The sequence below is a fragment of the Halomicrobium sp. HM KBTZ05 genome (assembly GCF_041530035.1).
Taxonomy (GTDB): Archaea; Halobacteriota; Halobacteria; order Halobacteriales; family Haloarculaceae; genus Halomicrobium.
This window is the reverse complement of the sequence record NZ_CP168057.1, coordinates 548444-563934: the sequence shown is the minus strand read 5'-3', so window position 1 is coordinate 563934 and position 15491 is coordinate 548444. Positions and strand designations below refer to the sequence as shown.

The 15491-nt window shown below is 67.9% G+C and carries 19 protein-coding genes; 6 read left to right on the top strand and 13 right to left on the bottom strand.

What is annotated here, in order from left to right; genetic code table 11:
* Nucleotides 1-291: 291 nt before the first annotated feature.
* The gene (locus ACAH01_RS02995; protein WP_372480186.1) at nt 292-1179 is read left to right on the top strand and encodes a redoxin domain-containing protein; all 888 of its coding nucleotides are present in this window, start codon (nt 292-294) and stop codon (nt 1177-1179) included.
* Between the two features lie 9 nt (nt 1180-1188).
* Here the strand turns inward: ACAH01_RS02995 and ACAH01_RS02990 are convergent, their stop codons facing one another.
* A complete protein-coding gene (locus ACAH01_RS02990; protein WP_372480185.1) occupies nt 1189-2001 on the bottom strand; it encodes an MOSC domain-containing protein in 813 nt (270 codons plus the stop codon).
* An 86-nt stretch (nt 2002-2087) separates the two neighbouring features.
* Between ACAH01_RS02990 and ACAH01_RS02985 the strand changes: the two genes are divergently transcribed.
* Nucleotides 2088-2861 (top strand): hypothetical protein, encoded by a 774-nt coding sequence (locus ACAH01_RS02985; protein ID WP_372480184.1) that lies wholly within the window; start codon nt 2088-2090, stop codon nt 2859-2861.
* 76 nt (nt 2862-2937) lie between these two features.
* On the opposite strand, the gene ACAH01_RS02980 is transcribed toward ACAH01_RS02985, so the two are convergent.
* Complete coding sequence (locus ACAH01_RS02980; RefSeq protein ID WP_372480183.1) at nt 2938-4185, bottom strand: RNA-guided endonuclease InsQ/TnpB family protein; 1248 nt, start codon at nt 4183-4185, stop codon at nt 2938-2940.
* 208 nt (nt 4186-4393) lie between these two features.
* The gene (locus ACAH01_RS02975) at nt 4394-4588 is read right to left on the bottom strand and encodes a cold-shock protein (protein WP_153554479.1); all 195 of its coding nucleotides are present in this window, start codon (nt 4586-4588) and stop codon (nt 4394-4396) included.
* 207 nt (nt 4589-4795) lie between these two features.
* Here ACAH01_RS02975 and ACAH01_RS02970 point away from each other — a divergent pair, with 207 nt between their 5' ends.
* The gene (locus ACAH01_RS02970) at nt 4796-4993 is read left to right on the top strand and encodes a hypothetical protein (protein ID WP_153554480.1); all 198 of its coding nucleotides are present in this window, start codon (nt 4796-4798) and stop codon (nt 4991-4993) included.
* Here the strand turns inward: ACAH01_RS02970 and ACAH01_RS02965 are convergent.
* The 5 genes from ACAH01_RS02965 to ACAH01_RS02945 form a co-directional block, all read right to left on the bottom strand.
* A complete protein-coding gene (locus tag ACAH01_RS02965) occupies nt 4950-5930 on the bottom strand; it encodes a 5,10-methylenetetrahydromethanopterin reductase (RefSeq protein WP_372480182.1) in 981 nt (326 codons plus the stop codon). The genes ACAH01_RS02970 and ACAH01_RS02965 overlap by 44 nt on opposite strands.
* Nucleotides 5931-5932: 2 nt before the next feature.
* On the bottom strand, nt 5933-6685 hold the full coding sequence (locus ACAH01_RS02960; protein ID WP_372480181.1) for a coenzyme F420-0:L-glutamate ligase: 753 nt from the start codon (nt 6683-6685) through the stop codon (nt 5933-5935).
* A gap of 90 nt (nt 6686-6775) precedes the next feature.
* Nucleotides 6776-7018 (bottom strand): hypothetical protein, encoded by a 243-nt coding sequence (locus ACAH01_RS02955; protein ID WP_372480180.1) that lies wholly within the window; start codon nt 7016-7018, stop codon nt 6776-6778.
* 163 nt (nt 7019-7181) lie between these two features.
* The gene (locus ACAH01_RS02950; protein ID WP_240936918.1) at nt 7182-8072 is read right to left on the bottom strand and encodes a helix-turn-helix transcriptional regulator; all 891 of its coding nucleotides are present in this window, start codon (nt 8070-8072) and stop codon (nt 7182-7184) included.
* 83 nt (nt 8073-8155) lie between these two features.
* Complete coding sequence (locus tag ACAH01_RS02945) at nt 8156-8644, bottom strand: metallophosphoesterase family protein (RefSeq protein WP_153554485.1); 489 nt, start codon at nt 8642-8644, stop codon at nt 8156-8158.
* Between the two features lie 106 nt (nt 8645-8750).
* On the opposite strand from ACAH01_RS02945, the gene ACAH01_RS02940 reads away from it, so the two are divergent.
* The 3 genes from ACAH01_RS02940 (at nt 8751) to ACAH01_RS02930 (ending at nt 10307) form a co-directional block, all read left to right on the top strand.
* Nucleotides 8751-9056 carry a hypothetical protein gene (locus ACAH01_RS02940; RefSeq protein ID WP_372480179.1) on the top strand — a complete coding sequence of 102 codons (306 nt, stop codon included), beginning with the start codon at nt 8751-8753 and terminating at the stop codon, nt 9054-9056.
* 109 nt (nt 9057-9165) lie between these two features.
* Complete coding sequence (locus ACAH01_RS02935) at nt 9166-9711, top strand: nitrous oxide reductase accessory protein NosL (RefSeq protein WP_372480178.1); 546 nt, start codon at nt 9166-9168, stop codon at nt 9709-9711.
* A 65-nt stretch (nt 9712-9776) separates the two neighbouring features.
* Nucleotides 9777-10307, top strand: coding sequence for a helix-turn-helix domain-containing protein (locus tag ACAH01_RS02930; RefSeq protein ID WP_170092624.1), 531 nt, complete (start codon nt 9777-9779; stop codon nt 10305-10307).
* A 54-nt stretch (nt 10308-10361) separates the two neighbouring features.
* Here the strand turns inward: ACAH01_RS02930 and ACAH01_RS02925 are convergent, their stop codons facing one another.
* The 5 genes from ACAH01_RS02925 to ACAH01_RS02905 all read right to left on the bottom strand — a co-directional run bounded on the left by ACAH01_RS02925 (nt 10362) and on the right by ACAH01_RS02905 (nt 15489).
* On the bottom strand, nt 10362-11192 hold the full coding sequence (locus ACAH01_RS02925; protein ID WP_372480177.1) for a hypothetical protein: 831 nt from the start codon (nt 11190-11192) through the stop codon (nt 10362-10364).
* On the bottom strand, nt 11189-11908 hold the full coding sequence (locus tag ACAH01_RS02920; protein WP_170092626.1) for an ABC transporter ATP-binding protein: 720 nt from the start codon (nt 11906-11908) through the stop codon (nt 11189-11191). Before ACAH01_RS02920 ends, ACAH01_RS02925 begins: the two co-directional genes overlap by 4 nt.
* Nucleotides 11905-13821: a NosD domain-containing protein gene (locus tag ACAH01_RS02915; RefSeq protein ID WP_372480176.1), complete on the bottom strand. Its 1917-nt coding sequence runs from the start codon at nt 13819-13821 to the stop codon at nt 11905-11907. Before ACAH01_RS02915 ends, ACAH01_RS02920 begins: the two co-directional genes overlap by 4 nt.
* 128 nt (nt 13822-13949) lie before the next feature.
* Nucleotides 13950-14276 carry a hypothetical protein gene (locus ACAH01_RS02910; RefSeq protein ID WP_153554492.1) on the bottom strand — a complete coding sequence of 109 codons (327 nt, stop codon included), beginning with the start codon at nt 14274-14276 and terminating at the stop codon, nt 13950-13952.
* A 160-nt stretch (nt 14277-14436) separates the two neighbouring features.
* Nucleotides 14437-15489 (bottom strand): PhoU domain-containing protein, encoded by a 1053-nt coding sequence (locus tag ACAH01_RS02905; protein ID WP_372480175.1) that lies wholly within the window; start codon nt 15487-15489, stop codon nt 14437-14439.
* Between the last annotated feature and the right edge of the window lie 2 nt (nt 15490-15491).

Here is a 15491-nt window from a genome sequence, read left to right as displayed (position 1 = left end):
GGTTACACAGACCATATTTTGTACGTAGAATACTGCTAGTATAGACGCATCTCATTATATATCTATGAATTACACCATTCGTCAGTGGACAGCCATCACACGATCTTTTCTCTCGAAATCCGCGTGTGTTCTCTCGGGCCGTCCAGAACCGCGAGCGCCCTCGATGTCAGCGTGGCGACGTAAACAGCGAATGTGGTCACTGTGTTCTGGGGAACTGGTGTAAATGCGAGCGCGGCCGGAAGAAAAACATTCGTAGAATTTAACCTGTTGCCGCGAATTAGGTGAAACGATATGGGTGGTCAACAGTTCGTAACGGAGTTCTCGCTGCCGGGGGTCGTCGACGGTGGGATCGAACGGGTGAACGTCGGCTCGTGGATCGGTGATTCGATCGTCGTCCTCGTGTTCTATCCCTCCGACTTCGGACCGCGGTCCGGGCAGAGCGCCGCGCTGTTGCGCGCGGTCGACGAGCTAACGAGCGAGGTCGACGCCAGAGCGGTCGGGATCGCGCCCGACTCGGTGTACAGCCACCGGCGGTTCGCCGCCGAGGCAGACGTGGACGTGCCCCTGGCCAGCGACGCCGACGGATCGGTCACAGAGGCCTACGGGGTGGCCTCGACCGGCGAGGCCGGCCAGGTCGTCGCCGAGCGGTCGCTGTTCGTCGTCGACTATCGCGGTGTCGTCGTCCACGAGTGGGAGGCCTCGGACACCGGCGCGATGCCGGAGTTCGAGCGACTGCGGACGCAACTGCGCTCGATCACGCCCGACGGGTCCGCACAGGGGTGCTATCGCACCGGCTACGCCCGGTACCGCGAGGGGCGGCGCTACCTCTCTAGCGGGCTCGAACACTGCGAGGCTGGCGACTGGGGGCTCGCCGCCTCCGCGTTCGACGGGGCCAGCGAAGAGTTCGGGGACGCGACCAACCGCTTCACCAAGGGGCAGGGACTGGCCGACGGTGACGACATCCACGAGTACAACAGCCGGGGGCGGGTCGTCGCCACGAAGTACTGGGAGGCCGCCGAGTGGCTGGCCGGTTTCGCCACCGCCGCGAGCAAGGACAACGTCGAGAGCCGCGAAGAGAATCGCGAGGCTGCCGAGCAGGCCCTACAGGAGGTCCGAGACGTGACGCTCCCCGAACCGGACGCGGCGTCGAAGACCGCCACCGGGAAACACCACGCGTAGTCGCCCCCGCTACTCGACGATCGACACCTCGTCGCCGACGCGGAGCCGTCCGCCCCGGTCGCGTTCGGGGACCCGCGAGAGCACCATGAGCGTGTAGTAGTGATCGAAGGCGTCGGGGTCCGCCCAGTCGGGGAACGTCGCCTCGCGGCGTTCGACGAATCGCTCGCGGAACTCGGGGGTCGGCTCGCCCGTCTCGGGGTCGCGCTCCGGGACGACACAGCGGCCACACGGCGTCACGCCCTCGAACCGGACGCCGTCTGCCGGCCCCGAATCCGTCTCCGTGTCGCCGGTCTCGCGACTGCCGACCGCGAACGCGGGCGCATCCGCGCCGACGAAGCGGTCCTCCCAGAAGGGCGGGACGCCACTGATCTCGATGTTGGCCCGGAGCCGGCGGCGCGCGCCCTCGACGGTCACGTCGTCGAACCACGAGGCGACCGTCCGCAGCGTCGCCGTCGAGACGATCGAGGGGCCCATGTCGCGTCGGTCGACGTACCCTAGTTCCCGGTCGCGTTCGAGCGTGAACTCGGCGTCGAACACCGACGAGAACCATCGGCTGGCGCGCTCTGGCTCCTCGTCGAGCGCGAACCGCTCGCGCTCCCCGTCGAGTTCGACCGCGAGTTCGGTACGCGCTACGTCGAACTCCGTCTCGACGTCGTGGATCCGGGCGGTCCGCTTGCCGTTGAGCACGTCGCCCGCCTCGTCGAACAGCGCGAACTCCCGGTCGTATCTGAGAGTGCCCCCCGGCGTCACGGTCGCCTCCTTTCGGGTGACACCGTCGAGTCCCTTCACCGGATAGACGGTGAGACGCTGGATCTGTGCCATGAGTGTGTGGTCGGTGACGATCCTCTTGTACGCTTTGTCCCGTCGTGGCAGTCAGCTTTTTGTGAGACTCCACACATCACCCGGCCATGGCACAGACGACAGCCGACACACCCGAGTGGGGGATCGGTGGACTCGCGACACAGGCAAACACCGCGTTCGCGGCGGGCGCGGTCGTCGTCCCGCTGGCGGCGCTGGCGGCCGCGCTGGCGAGCAACGACGTGCGGGCGTTGACCTACGTCCACGTGATGGCCGGCGTCCTCTGGACGGGCATCGACATGTTCATGGGTGCGGTGTTGGGTCCGGTCGTCGGCGGTCTCGACCCGAAACAGCGGGCGGACTTCTTCGGGCGGTTCACCCCGAAGATGACGTTTCTGATGCCGGCGCTGGCGGTCGTGACGATCACCGGCGGGATCGTGCTGGCCCTGCAGGTCACGGCCTTCGCCTACGCCGACCAGTGGCTCGCGGTGTTTACCGCCGTCAACACGGTGCCGATCGTCCTCCTGTTGGCCTATCAGTTCGACGCACTCGGCGACCGGCGTGCCCTCGCCGTCCTCGGGGTCGCGGTCGTCGGTTCGGGTGCGTACCTCGCGACGACGCTGCCGGGAACGTCGCTGGTCGCGATGGTCACGACGACCTCGCCGTGGCTGCTCGCGGCGCTTGGCATCGTCACGATCCTCGGCCTCCAGGGCTTCGGGGTCATTCTACCCGGCGAGATCCGGATTTACCGACAGATCGCGTCCGAGGAGCCCGACACCGAACTCATCGGCGAGATCGGCATGCGAAACGCGAAGCTCGGCGGCGTCCAGGGCGTGTTGCAGCTCTCGATCGTCTTCGTGATGGTCGGGCTGCGATATCTGTAAACTACCCCACCCTACTCCCTCGGCGCATACGCACCTCGGTCCTTGAGGGTGGGGCTTTGATGTGGACTCCCGGCAATCAGTCGCCAGCAATAGGCCGGTGACTCTCGCCGTTCAACGTCCCACCATTCACACGCACGTCTACTGGTGCGTCTCCGCTCCCCGACTTGGGCGAGGACCGGAGTCTGTGTTTTCGTTTTCGAGCATACCGTAGCCCGATATTCTTCGCGCCGTTGTAATCCGCGTTCACCTCGTAGCCGCATTTCTGGCACTCGAAGTGTTCGCCGTGGCGGTTATCGTCGTGCGTGAACCCACAGTCCGTCCGAGAACAGCGTTGTGACGTGTGGTTCGGCTCGACTTGCTCCACGGAGACGCCCTGTTCGGGAGCTTTGTAATCGACGTACTCGGAAAGGCGTCGGAACGCCCAGATGTGGTGCCACTTCGCCTGTGGAAGCCGCTTGCGGATGTCCGTTAGATCTTCGAACACGATCACGTCGCATCCGTTCTCGACGGCTTCCGAAACGATCTCGTTTGCGACGATGTGGATGTACTGTTTCCGCCAAGCTTCCTCGCGCTTGCCGAGGCGAAGCAGGGCATTGTGCGCGGCTTGCGTGCCGCGCTGTTGCATCTCACCACGCCGCTTCTCGAACTCGCGGCACCAGTGGTCGTAGTCGTCACCTTGCCAGAACGTGCCGGTCGAAGACACCGCGAGACTGTTGACGCCGAGGTCGATACCGAGGACCGTTTGGTCGGGGTGCTCAGTATCTTCCGAAACCTCGTCGTCGCTGTCAATCCGCCGCGTCGAGATGTTGAGGTAGAACTCGTCGGTTGCCGTGTCGTACCGAAGCGTACTTTCGCGGAACTCGTGGTCCTCTGAGAGTACGTACCGCTCGTAGGGCGTCGGACTGTCCGCCGGGAGAACAAACGAGGGTTCGACCCTCCCTTCGACAGTTGCTAGCGACACCTTGTTGCGGTAGAAGGTCGCGCTCCGCGTGTCGTAGTCCAGCGTTTCAGCGGTGAACGTGGGGCAAGAGACGCGCTGTCCCTTCTTCCAGCGTTCGACACACGCTTTGACGGCTTCGACGGCGCGTTTGATGGCGGCTTGAACGAGTTGTGCCTGTAGGTCCGTCTCCTCTCGAAGTTCGGAGTAGAGCGCGTCTCGAACCTGCCGTTTGTTGGTCTTGCACTCGGTGTAGGAGGTGCTGGACCAGCAGTAGTCTGCGGTTCGATTTGCGCAGTCCAGGTATTGGTCAGCGGTTCGGTGGAGTGCGTCGCGTTGCTCGTCGGAAACAGCGAGTTTCACGACGGCGGTTCGACGCACAGCCATACTTCAGAGAAGTGGCGACGGTAGTTATACGTTCGGGAGTCAGTCGGTCGTAGTATGCCGGTTGTGTCGTGCCAAGTCGGTTTCCTCTACGGCCTACTCGCTCCCTCCGCTACGCTTCGGTCGCTCCTTGAGGCCGGAGGCTCCACCTTGAATTACGCTGATCGGCGTGAGTCCGTAAAAATCGGTGTCGCTACAGAACGGCGGCCGCTCAGTTGCGGACGACGTTGGTCGCGCGGGGGCCTTTGTCGGCCTGTTCGATGTCGAATTCGACGTCAGTACCTTCTTCGAGGTCAGGGCCGCCCACGTCTTCCATGTGGAAGAAAACGTCGTCGTCCGCGTCCTCAGTCTCGATGAATCCGTAGCCGCCTGTGTCGTTGAAGAAATCAACCGTACCGTTTGCCATTACGAATAGAGAGAGGGGCGGGGGAGGGATAACGCTTGCGAGAGTCGTGGTACCACGACCGTCGGAGTGCGAGATCGACGAGTCGCTTCCCAGACGCGTCCAGAAGCGACCGTCCCGCGAGCTGACCGTGGCACCACGTGCGTACAGAGACGACGATACAGACCGCGAGCCGGCAGTGTAAAGTACATCCCGACGAAACGGCGGCGTATGCAAGCGACAGTCGGCGAACTCGTCTCCAACCTCCTGACTCACTTCACGAACGATCCGCTCGCACTGCTGATGGCGCTGGCCGGCGCGGCGTTCGTCGGCGGCGCGTCGCTGTTTTTCGGCTACCTGACACTCGGCGCGGTGGCAGATTTCATCACACCAGACGTGTCGAACGAGCCGCCGAGCCGAGCAAACTGATGGCCGTCTCCAGTTCCGGCCCCAGCGGGGACGCGAAGACGACGCTGTCGGCGTAGTCAAGCAGGGCGTCGGTTCGCTCGGCCACCGTCTCGGGCGTGCCCGCGATGCAGAACGCGTCGATCATGGCTTCGCTGACGGCGTCGCCGGCCGCCCGGAACTCGCCGGCCGCGATCGCGTCGCCGACTTCGCGTGCTCGCTCGGCGTCGAGCCCGTGGCGTTCGAACACTGGCGGCGGGGAGCCGGCGGCGATGAAGGCGACGGGGATCCGCGCGGCCTCTCGAGCGGTCGAGCCGTCCTCGGCGACTGAGACGCTGGCGTAGGCCGCCAGGTCGAACTCGCCGCGCGTGTCGGGCCGGTCGGCCGCACCCTTGGCCACTTGCTCGCTGGCCCATTCGAGGTCGCGGGGGTGTGCGCCGTTGTACAGCGCGCCGTCGGCGTGCTTGGCTGCCATCCGGGTCATGTGTGGGCCCTGGGCACCGACGTACACCGGGATCTCGCCCACGTCGTAGTTCAGGCCGGCGTCGCGGGCCTGGAAGGTCCCGTCGTGGTCGACGCGCTCGCCGTCCCACAGTCGCTGTGCCACCTTGAACGTCTCCAGGACCCGACGGAGCGGCCGGTCGTGGTCGAAGCCGAGGTTCGACAGCGTCGCCTCGTCGCCGGGACCGACGCCGAACAGCGCCCGGCCGCCGCTCACCTCAGAGAGCGTCGCGACCCGCGAGGCGAGCGTCACCGGGTGGGTCTCGTAGGGGTTCGCGATGCCGGGACCGACCAGGAGTTCGTCGGTCGCCTGGGCCATCGAGGACAGCGCCACGAACTGGTCGCGGTTGTTGTAGTGGTGGCTGGCGAGGACGGCGTCGAAGCCCTCCTGTTCGGCCTCGACGGCGAGTTCGGTCAACGTCTCGACTGGCTGTTCTGGGGTGAGTTCGATTGCGTACATAGCTAGTAGTCCCACGCTCGGAGCGCCTGGCGCACGAAGTCGGTCTCTGGGTCGCGAAACAGTTCGTCGCTGCCGGCGTGCTCGCCGAAGGTGAAGTCACGGACGACGGCGACCGGCGTCCCGCCCGCGCCTTCGCCGGTGACGAGGTTGGCGGCCCCGGCGAGTTCGTCGACAACTGACTGGACGGTGACGCCCAGTTCCCGGCCGTCGCGGTCGTGTTCGCCCCGCCAGTCTCGGGAGGCGGGGATGCCGGCCCAGCCGAGTGCCACGCCGCGCTGGCCGTGGCGAAACGGCCGGCCCGAGGTGTCGGTGACGACGACGGCCGGGTCCGCTTCGAGCCCGGCACGGAGCCGTTCGGCGCTGGCAGTCGGGTCTTCCGGCAGGAGCAACAGGTCAGCGTCGGGGACGTTCGAGCGGTCGATGCCGGCGTTGACCGTCGTGTGGCCGAACCGCGTCACGGCCAGCAGGAACGGCGCTTCGAGGACGAGCTCCTCGCTCTCTTCGAGGACGGCCTGGGCGAAGCGTGGATCCTTCTGCTCGTCGGTCTCGTCGGCGATTCGCTCGGCGATGTCGCGTGCCCGGTCGCTCGCCGGGAACGCTGTCAGGTCTGCCTGCCGGCCCTCGGCCTTCGAGACGACCGTGCTGGCGACACAGACCACGTCGTCGTCACCGATATCCGTGTTGGCGTCGATCAGCGCTGCCAGGTCGTCACCGGGCCGGATCTCGGGCAGCCCGTCGACCGCGAAGACCTCCATACACTGTCTGTGTGGGGAACCGGAAAAAGCACCGCGATAGGGGACGACTCTGCCAACGTCGGCAATCGTTGCCGCTGTCAGATCGAAGCGCTACCTGGTCGTGCCGGAGACGAACCTCGTCCGGCGACGCGATCTCGTCGCGGGCCGGCGTGGACGGGCGGCCCTGGCGAGGAGCGCGACGATCAGGACTACCAGTGTGAGGGCGATGCCGGTCAGCGGGGCCGTCGCGATCGCGAGGAGAGCGGCCATGACGGCCAGATAACCGAGGAGACCGGCAGCTGTCAGTGACTGTCCGGGATCGGGGCGTCGTTCGTAGGGTGAGTGAGACTCCATTGTATCTAGACGGAGGGGCCACACCGACATAATAGTAACCAGAATGATATTTCTGTAACGGCGATTACTGAAAATCTCTACACTGACACGTGTCCACAGAGGTCAGTCGACGCGGAGCTCGTCGTTGTGGACCGATGAGTGCCGTCCCGGACGTGGCCCGCAGTCAGCCGTCCCGCTCGACGGCGACCACGTCGAGTGTCCCGTCGACGACGAGGGTGAGCGTCGCGTCCCCGGCGGTGTACGTCATCGACGCGCGCACGGGGTCGCGCTCGCGGAACCGCGACTGCTCCCGTCCGACGGCGGTAAACGCCCAGAACGGGCGTTCGCGAACGTCGATCCCGTGCTCGTAGAAGAAGCCGCCGACGACGGGATGGTTCAACAGCGCGCCACCCAGATCCGACGTGATCTCGGAGCCACAGCGCCCACAGTCGTAGCGGGCCATCGGCAGTTCCTCGAACGTCGTCGGGAGGTCGTCGCGAGCGGCACGCGTCTCGGTGACCGGCACCACGGTCGCCGTGATCGGTCCCTCGCAGTGCCAGCAAAAGCCCTCGCCGACGTGTGCGAGTATCGTCCGGAAGTAGCGGCTCGCGACCGCGGGGATCTCCGAGCGCTCGTGGTCGGCGAACACGCCCGGCGGGACGCCAGAGGTCGAGGTGCTCGGACAGTCCCCACACTCGATGCGGACGGTCTCGTCCTCGTAGTACAGCGTCCGCTCGCCGCCACAGGCCCGACAGGGCTCTGCGAGCGGGATCGGCTCGATCGACCCCTCCATGGTGTAGGCACCGACCTGGATCGCGCCGACGATCTGCTCGCCGGCCAGCGTCAGCGTGTAGCCGTCGTCGGTCTGTCTGACGAACCGGTCTCTGAGCTTGTCGAGGTGATAGTTGAACTGTCCGGAGTCGGCCATCCCCACCTCCTCGCGCAGGTCCGAGAACGTCGCGGATCGGTCGTCCGCGTCCCACAGCGCGAGCAGAATGTCGACACGTGTCCCATCAGAGAGCGCACCGAACACCGTCTCCGGGTCGGCGGTCTCGACCAGTCCGGGCTCGCTCATGTCCGGGAGATTGAGGGGCACGGTCATAGGCGTGGTGGGGCCAGTGGGCCGACACCGCCACACCAGCGCCCTTCGAGAGAGTGTCAGCGTTCGTGTCGACGGACAGTGAGGTCGCCGTCCGTCGCGGTGGCGGTCAGCATCGTCGCCCGAGTGGCCGGCGACGCCGCCGTCGCAGAGCCCGGATTCAGCAGGCGAACGCCCCCGCGAGTCGTGTCCAACAGCTCGTGTGTGTGGCCCGAGATCCCCACGGCGTCGGTCCCGCCGTGTTCGCGGACGAGACGAGCGACGCGGTCCTCGTACCCCCGTTTCGAGCCGGTGCCGTGCGTGACGACGAACGAGACCCCGCCCAGTTCGACCGTCGCGACCTCCGGCAGCCCGACGGCCGGGTCGGTGTTGCCACGGACGGCCGTCAGCGTGTCCGCGAGGTCCTGTACGTCGGCGACCGTGCTCTCGGCGTCGAAGTCGCCCGCGTGGACGACGTGGTCTGCCGCGCGTATTCGCTCGCGGAACGGATCGGGAATCCGCCTGGCGCGGGAGGGGATGTGCGTGTCGCTGACGATTGCGATCTCCATACGCGGGCTTGTCGGCGAGCGGCCGAAAAGCCAGTGGTCGCCGGCCCGACGCCCGACCGCGGCCGAAAACGATACACCGGCGACGTGCGAACGACCACCACGAGAGATGGTCTCTGCCGTCGGTCCGTGGCTCAACACCGGCGAGGCAGCGGTGCTGTTCGCCGCCCTCGCACTGGCGACACTGGGGACGATCGCGCTCTTTCTGGTGGCGTGTACAGCCGCCTGGCGGCGTCGAACGACGACGTACCTGCTGGTGACGGCCGCGATCGGACTGCTGGTGTTGCGGTCGCTCGTCGGCTTCGGGACGGCGCTGGGCGCAGTGGCGATGCCGGCCCACCACATCGTCGAACACACCTTCGACTTCCTCATCGCGCTGTTCGTGCTGGGGGCCGCCTACGCCGTCGGCGAGTGAGGCGCGTTGGCCGTCGCGGCCCACGGTCGCGTCCACCGTCGTCGTGGCTAGCGAGCGTTTCGAGAAACGCACCACGAGCGACTTGGTGGGCAGACGCGTACGGCGACGTATGGACGCAATCCTATCACGACGCGAGCTGCTCGGCGCGACGGCGCTGGGACTGCTCGCCGGCTGCCAGCGCCAGACGACGCCCGAGCCAGTGACACTGGACGGACCGGAGAGTTGCGACCAGTGTGGCATGGTGATCGGGCAGCAGTCGGGACCGGTCGGCGAGACGTACTACGAGGACAACAGCCCGGCGGGCCACGACCCACCGGCTCGGTTCTGTAGTAGCAGCTGTACCTACCGCCACCGCTTCCAGACCGAACAGCGTGGGTGGACGCCGACCGTCACGTATCTGACCGACTACAGCAGCGTCGACAGCGATGTCCGCGAGACGGACGGCACCGCCGTCCTCACCCAGCACCTCGACGCGTCGGCCTTCGCGCCGACGAGCGACCTGACCGTCGTCGTCGGGGCCGACGTGGAAGGCGCGATGGGGCCGGCGCTGGTCCCGTTCGGCGAGGCCGACGACGCCACCGCGTTCGCCGAGGAACACGGCGGCCAGACGGTCGCCGCGACGGACCTCTCCAGGGAGGCAGTCGAGCGGGAGTGATCCCACGAACTGAGAACCGACGACAGGCAATTTATGGGCCGAGGCGTACGACGGGACGACACCGAATGTCGACAGTCAGAGAGCAGGTGCGCGAGTCCGTCTCCGCGAACCCCGGAATCCACTTCAACGAACTGACCCGCCGCCTCGACATCGCGACGGGGCAGGCCCAGTATCACCTCCGGAAGCTCGTCCGGGCCGGCGACATCGACGCCGAGGAGGTCCGGGGTCGAACGCACTACTTCGACCGGGAGTACGATCCCTGGGAACGGCGCGCGATCGCGCTGGTCCGCCGGGAGACGACGCGATCGATCGTCGGACACCTGCTGGAAGACGGCCCGCTGGCGTCGGTCGAACTGGTCGACCGCCTCGACGTGGCCCGCAGCACCGTCTCCTGGCACGTCGAGTCGCTGATCGAGGCCGGCGTCGCCGAGAAGTCCTACGGCCAGCGCGGCCAGGCGGTCGTCGCTCTGACGCGGCCGGCCGAGACCCGACGGCTGTTGCGGACCGTCGAGCCCTCGCTGGCCGACCGGCTGGTCGATCGGTTCAGCCGACTCGTCGACGACAGCCTCGGTCGGAACGGACATAGTAACAATTGAAACGATTTACACACCGATCGCACTGCCGTCGTGCGATCGGGTGTGCATTGATTTTCAATGGCTACTATAGCGAAACCCCGCCCACAGCGCCGCCAGCGAGAGGCCACTGGCCCACCAGCACAGCGACGCGACGAGGGCGAGCCCGGTCGGGACGAAGCCGGAACGCCCCTCGAAGGCCACAGAGAGGACGTGTTCGAACACCAGCCCGCGGTACGCCCCCGAGGGCGTCAGGGCGAGGACGGCCCCGAGCGCGGACTCGTCGAGGAGACCGCCCCCGAGAGCGGTGAGGACGGTCACGTCGGTGCCGGCGACGACGAGGAGGAGCCCGAACAGGCCGAGCAAGATTGCCCGGCGGCGGGAGTTCGCGACCGCCGACAGCGCGAGCGCGACGGCGAGTGTGACCAGCCCCAGCAGCGCCGTCAGCGCGACGAAGCGGACGTACAGCGCCACCGAGTCGACGCCGCGGTGGGTCGCCAGCACCGTCGTCTCCGGACCCGCGGTCGTCGCGACGTGGGCTCCGAGAGCCAACAGCGGGACGACGACCACCGCGAGCAGCGCGACCACTCGGCCCGCGTACACGCCCGCGACGTAGGTCCACGGCGAGAGCGGGTAGGTTTCCAGCACCGCCGGCTCGCCGCGGGCCGTCGCGTCGGCGAGGGCGCGATAGCCGATCGCGAAGGCGGCGGCGGGGACGAGCAGTTCGACGACGACCAGCAGGTCGACGACCGTCGTCACGTACCCGCCCGAGGGGCCGCCGCCAGCGCGGGCGACGCCGAACGCGAGCGCGGCGACGACGACCCCGAGGACGAACACGACCCGCGTCCGAACCAGTCCCCGGACCTCGCGGCCGAAGACGGTCCAGAAGCGATCGAGCGGGCGGGTCACGACTCGCCACCCCCGCCGACCGCGGCCGTCGGCTCCGACAGCAGGTCGACAAACGTCTCGTGGAGCGGGCCGCCGGTCCGTTCGCACAGCGCGGCCGGCGACCCCCTCGTCGCGACGCCACCAGCTTCGACGACGACGACGTGGTCTGCCGTCCGCTCGACCAGCGAGAGCGCATGCGAGGTGAGCAACACGGCCCGCCCGTCCGCCGCCAGCGAGTCGACCACGCGGAAGATCCGATCGCTCACGGCCGGATCGAGTCCGCTGGCGGGTTCGTCGAGCGCGAGGATCGGTGGATCGCCGGCGAGTGCCTGTGCGATCCCGAGCAGTCGCGTCATGCCACCGGAGAGCGCCGAGACCCGCCGGTCCGGGACGGTGTCGAGTCCGACGCGTTCGAGCAATCGGTCCGGGTCGTCCTCGACCAGCGCGGCGTAGAACGCGATCGTCTCCCTGACCGTGTCGTCGGGCCGGAACGTCGGGCGCTGCGGGAGATAGCCCACCCGTCGGCCGGCGTCGGACTCGGCGTAGTCGACGGTGCCCGCGTCGGGCCGTTCGATCCCCAGCAACACCTCCAGCAGCGTCGTCTTCCCGGAGCCGTTCGGGCCGATCAGCGCCGTCACGCTGTCGGTTGGCACGTCGATTGACACGCCGTCGAGAGCCGTCACGTCACCGTAGCTGCGACGGAGGTCCGTCGCCGTGAGCGCAACGTCGTCGGTCACGGCGAGACACCCCCGTCGGTCGTCTCGTTGGTCGCCGTCGCCAGGAGTCTCGGGTTGGCCGGCTCGGTCAGGGGAGCCGTGTCGACGATACTGGCCGACCTGAATCCGGGCGTCGTCCCGCGGAGAGAGCGAAGCGCGTGGACGCTGGGTGCCTCGCCCAGCACCACCGCGGCGTCGCTCCGGTGGAGCCGTCGATCGACCGCGTCCGTCGGCGAGTAGGGGCGCGACAGCGTCCGACCGCCCCCGTCGAGGTCGTACGCGCCGCTCCAGTAGTTGCCACGACCGTCGTGCGTGTAGATGCGCATGGGACCGGGCCTGCTCGTGGCGTGGCGATCGTTGGCCACGAAGTCGTTCTCGACGACCCGGTTCGACGGGACGATCGTCGCCGCGATCACGCCGACCCCGTTGTCGGCGAGGACGTTGTGCTCGTACAGCGACCGACCGGCGTTCGTCGAGAGCCCCCGCTCGGTGCCGACGACGACGTTGTGGCCGACGTAGCTCCTCGAACCCGCGGTGAGGATGCCGCTTCTGGCACGGCGAACGTCGTTGCCGACGATCGCGTTACCCGAGGGGTCCGTCATGACGACGATCCCCGCGTGGCGCTGGTCGCGCGCCCGGTTGTCGGCGACCAGTGTGGCGGAGGTGTACATCAGGTGCGTACCGAAGCGGTTGCGTCGGAACGTGTTGTTCCGGAGCACGGTCCCGTCGGCCCGGTGTAAGTAGACGCCGTCGCGCCCGTCGGTAAACGTCGAGTGCTGGACGACGATCGGCTCGTCCATTCCGACGACGCCCATGAACCCGTCGCGCCAGTCGTCGGTCCCGTCGACGGTGACGTTCTCGACGACCGCGCCGGGGGTCCCGACGAGGACGAATCCGCTCGCCGGCGTCTCGACGGAGACGTTCGCGACGAAGAGCCCGGAGACGTTCCTCGCCGCGAGGGCGGCGTCGCTCTGCCCGTATCCCTGGCGGACCGGCGCGTCCCACGACGAGTCGTCGTCCGTCGATTCCCCGACGGTCGCGTTCCCGACGCCGACGATCTCGAAGCCGACGACGCCGACCCGATCGGCGGTCACCCGGAGGATCGTCCCGTCGCCGCCGCCGTCGAGTCGGGTGCCCTCGCCCCGCAGCGTCACCGGCTTGTCGACGGTGACGTTGCCGACGGTGGTCGCCGTCGGGACCCTGATCGTCGTGTTCGGCGGCGCGCGGTCGATCGCGGCCCGTACCGTCGCCACGTCGCGGCCGACGACGACCGAGACCGGACGATCGCGATGCTCGCGGGCGGCCGCGACCCGCTCGTCGGCTCGCGACGCTCGCTGCTCGACCTGTGCCCGGACCGCCGCGGCGGGGTCGTCGGTCGTCGGCTCCCGAGCGCGGACCGTCTCCCAGTCGACGACGCGGCCGCCACAGTCATCGGTGAAGCCCTCGGCGTCCGCGCGGTCCTCGAAGGGGACGATCACCGGCCCGGCGGGGCTGCGTGCGTCGCTGTCGACGACGTAGTGGGCGGTCTCGGCCGGCGTCCACGCCGGGGTGGCCGACGCCGAGAGCGAGCCACCGGCCGAGCAGTCCACCGAGACGCCGCCGTAGTCGGAGACGTACACCGCGAGAGGGTAGCCGAACTGACTCGCGCTGGCGGGCGCGTCCAGCGCACTCACCAGCCGGTCGACGCCGGAGTAGCCGACCACGTACCGAAACTGCGAGTAGAAGACTTCAGCGCGGGGGACGGAGGCCCCCTCCGCACGCGCGATCTGTTCGGCTTCCATCGTGAGGCCGACGCCGACCGTCTCGTCGTACGCGACCGGCTCGGGGCGGGCACTGCCGGCGTCAGCGGTGAACGCAGCGGTCACGACGACGGCGGCGACCGCGACGAGGGTGATCGCGAGCCACTGCCAGCCAGTCGTCTCGGAACTGCCCATGAACTAGCCACCGATACGACACCCAACGACAAACGTCGTGTGGTGTGCCCGTCGAAACAGACGGGAGCCCGAGATCGACCAGTGGCCGGCAGGCGGCAGAGCGACGGTGTGGCGGGCCAGACCGGCGTTTACTCGCCGAGACGGGGACCCGGCTTCCAGGTGTTGCCTTCGAGCACGACCAGATCGTACCGTTCGAGGACCTGCATCGTCTCGACGACGGCCGCCGCGTCGTACTCTGCGGCCATCTCGCCGGGCAGTTCGTCGGCGATGGCGCTCCGGGTGCCACCGCCCATGCGCTGGACCGTCTCCAGCAGCGTTTCGAGGTCGCTGGCAAGCGGGGCGAGCGCGTCCGGGCGACTCTCCTCGGATTTCAGCTTCGACACGACCTCTTCGTACCGGCCGGTGATCTCCATCGACACGGATACGTCCTCGTCAGTCGACTCGTCCTCTGACATACCCGAAGCGACGGGTAGATGGATCAAAAGTGTTTCCACACGCCGTCATATCGAAACAGGCCGGAGCTATTCGTTGCCACCATTCCACATTCGTCAGCCACTTGGCGGAATCGAAGTGCAGAGTGAGGCGGCGACGGCAGTGGCGTCTGCCCCAGACCGGTCAGCTGCCCGCGTCAGAGGCCGCGTCGACGGTGCTGCCCTCGCGTCGAGAGTGGACGGGGTCTCGAAGCTCCCCACGGCGGACGGCACCACGGAGTCCGGCTTCGGCGATGTTCCCGCCGTGCTCGGCCGTCCGCCGGAGGCTGTCGAGGACGCGGACGAGTCTGTAGTCGCCGTCCGCACCGTCGACCAGTCGCCGCTCGATCGCGGTCGCTCGCTCTCTCACGTCGTCGCGACGGTCGAGCACGTCTCGGGCCGCCCCACCAGCCGTCTGATCGACGACGACGCCGACGGCGTCCTCGACGACCGTCCGGGCCTGTTTGGCGAGATCGGTGAGCGCGTCGACGGATTCGGCGGGTGGTGCGTCGAGGGCCGCCACCGTGGTCGCGATCCGCTCGGCGTGGTCCGCGACCCGTTCCAGTTCGCAGGCGGTCCGCCAGCAGTCGAGCAGTTCGGGGCGGCGCTGGCCCAGCGCGTCGACCTCGTCGAGGCGGGCGAGCGCGCGTCCGAAGTGGCGATCGACCATCGCGGCCAGCCGGTCGGACTGGTCGTCCCGATCGGCGATGTCCGGGCCGCCGTCGCCGGCCAGGGCCGCCGTCGCGTCGCGATGCATCGAGAGGGCGACGAAAGAGAGCTGGCGGACGGACTGGGGGATCGACACCTCGGCGGCGTCGACGAGGCTCTGGACCGTGATCTGGGTCGCCGTGCGCTCGTCGATCGTCACCCCGGTCATCGTGCGGGTCACCGACTGGATCCGACGGGACTGTGCGTCGGTGAACTCGCCGGCAGCCTCGAATCTGACCGTCGACGCACCGGCGGCGTAGGCCGCCCGAAGCGTCTGTTCGAGGTGGACCGGGCGCTGGTCCTCGACGGCTACCTCGACGCGACCGGCCTCGTCGTCGGTCTCGCGGGCCTCGACGACGAGCAGGCCGTCGACGTGCGTGTGGAGGTCGACGACGGAGCCCGCTTCGAGTGACTGTTCCCGTGCCCACGACTTGGGGAGCGAGACGGTGTAGGTCCCGCCACCGACCGTCTGGATCTTGCGGGAGTCCATCG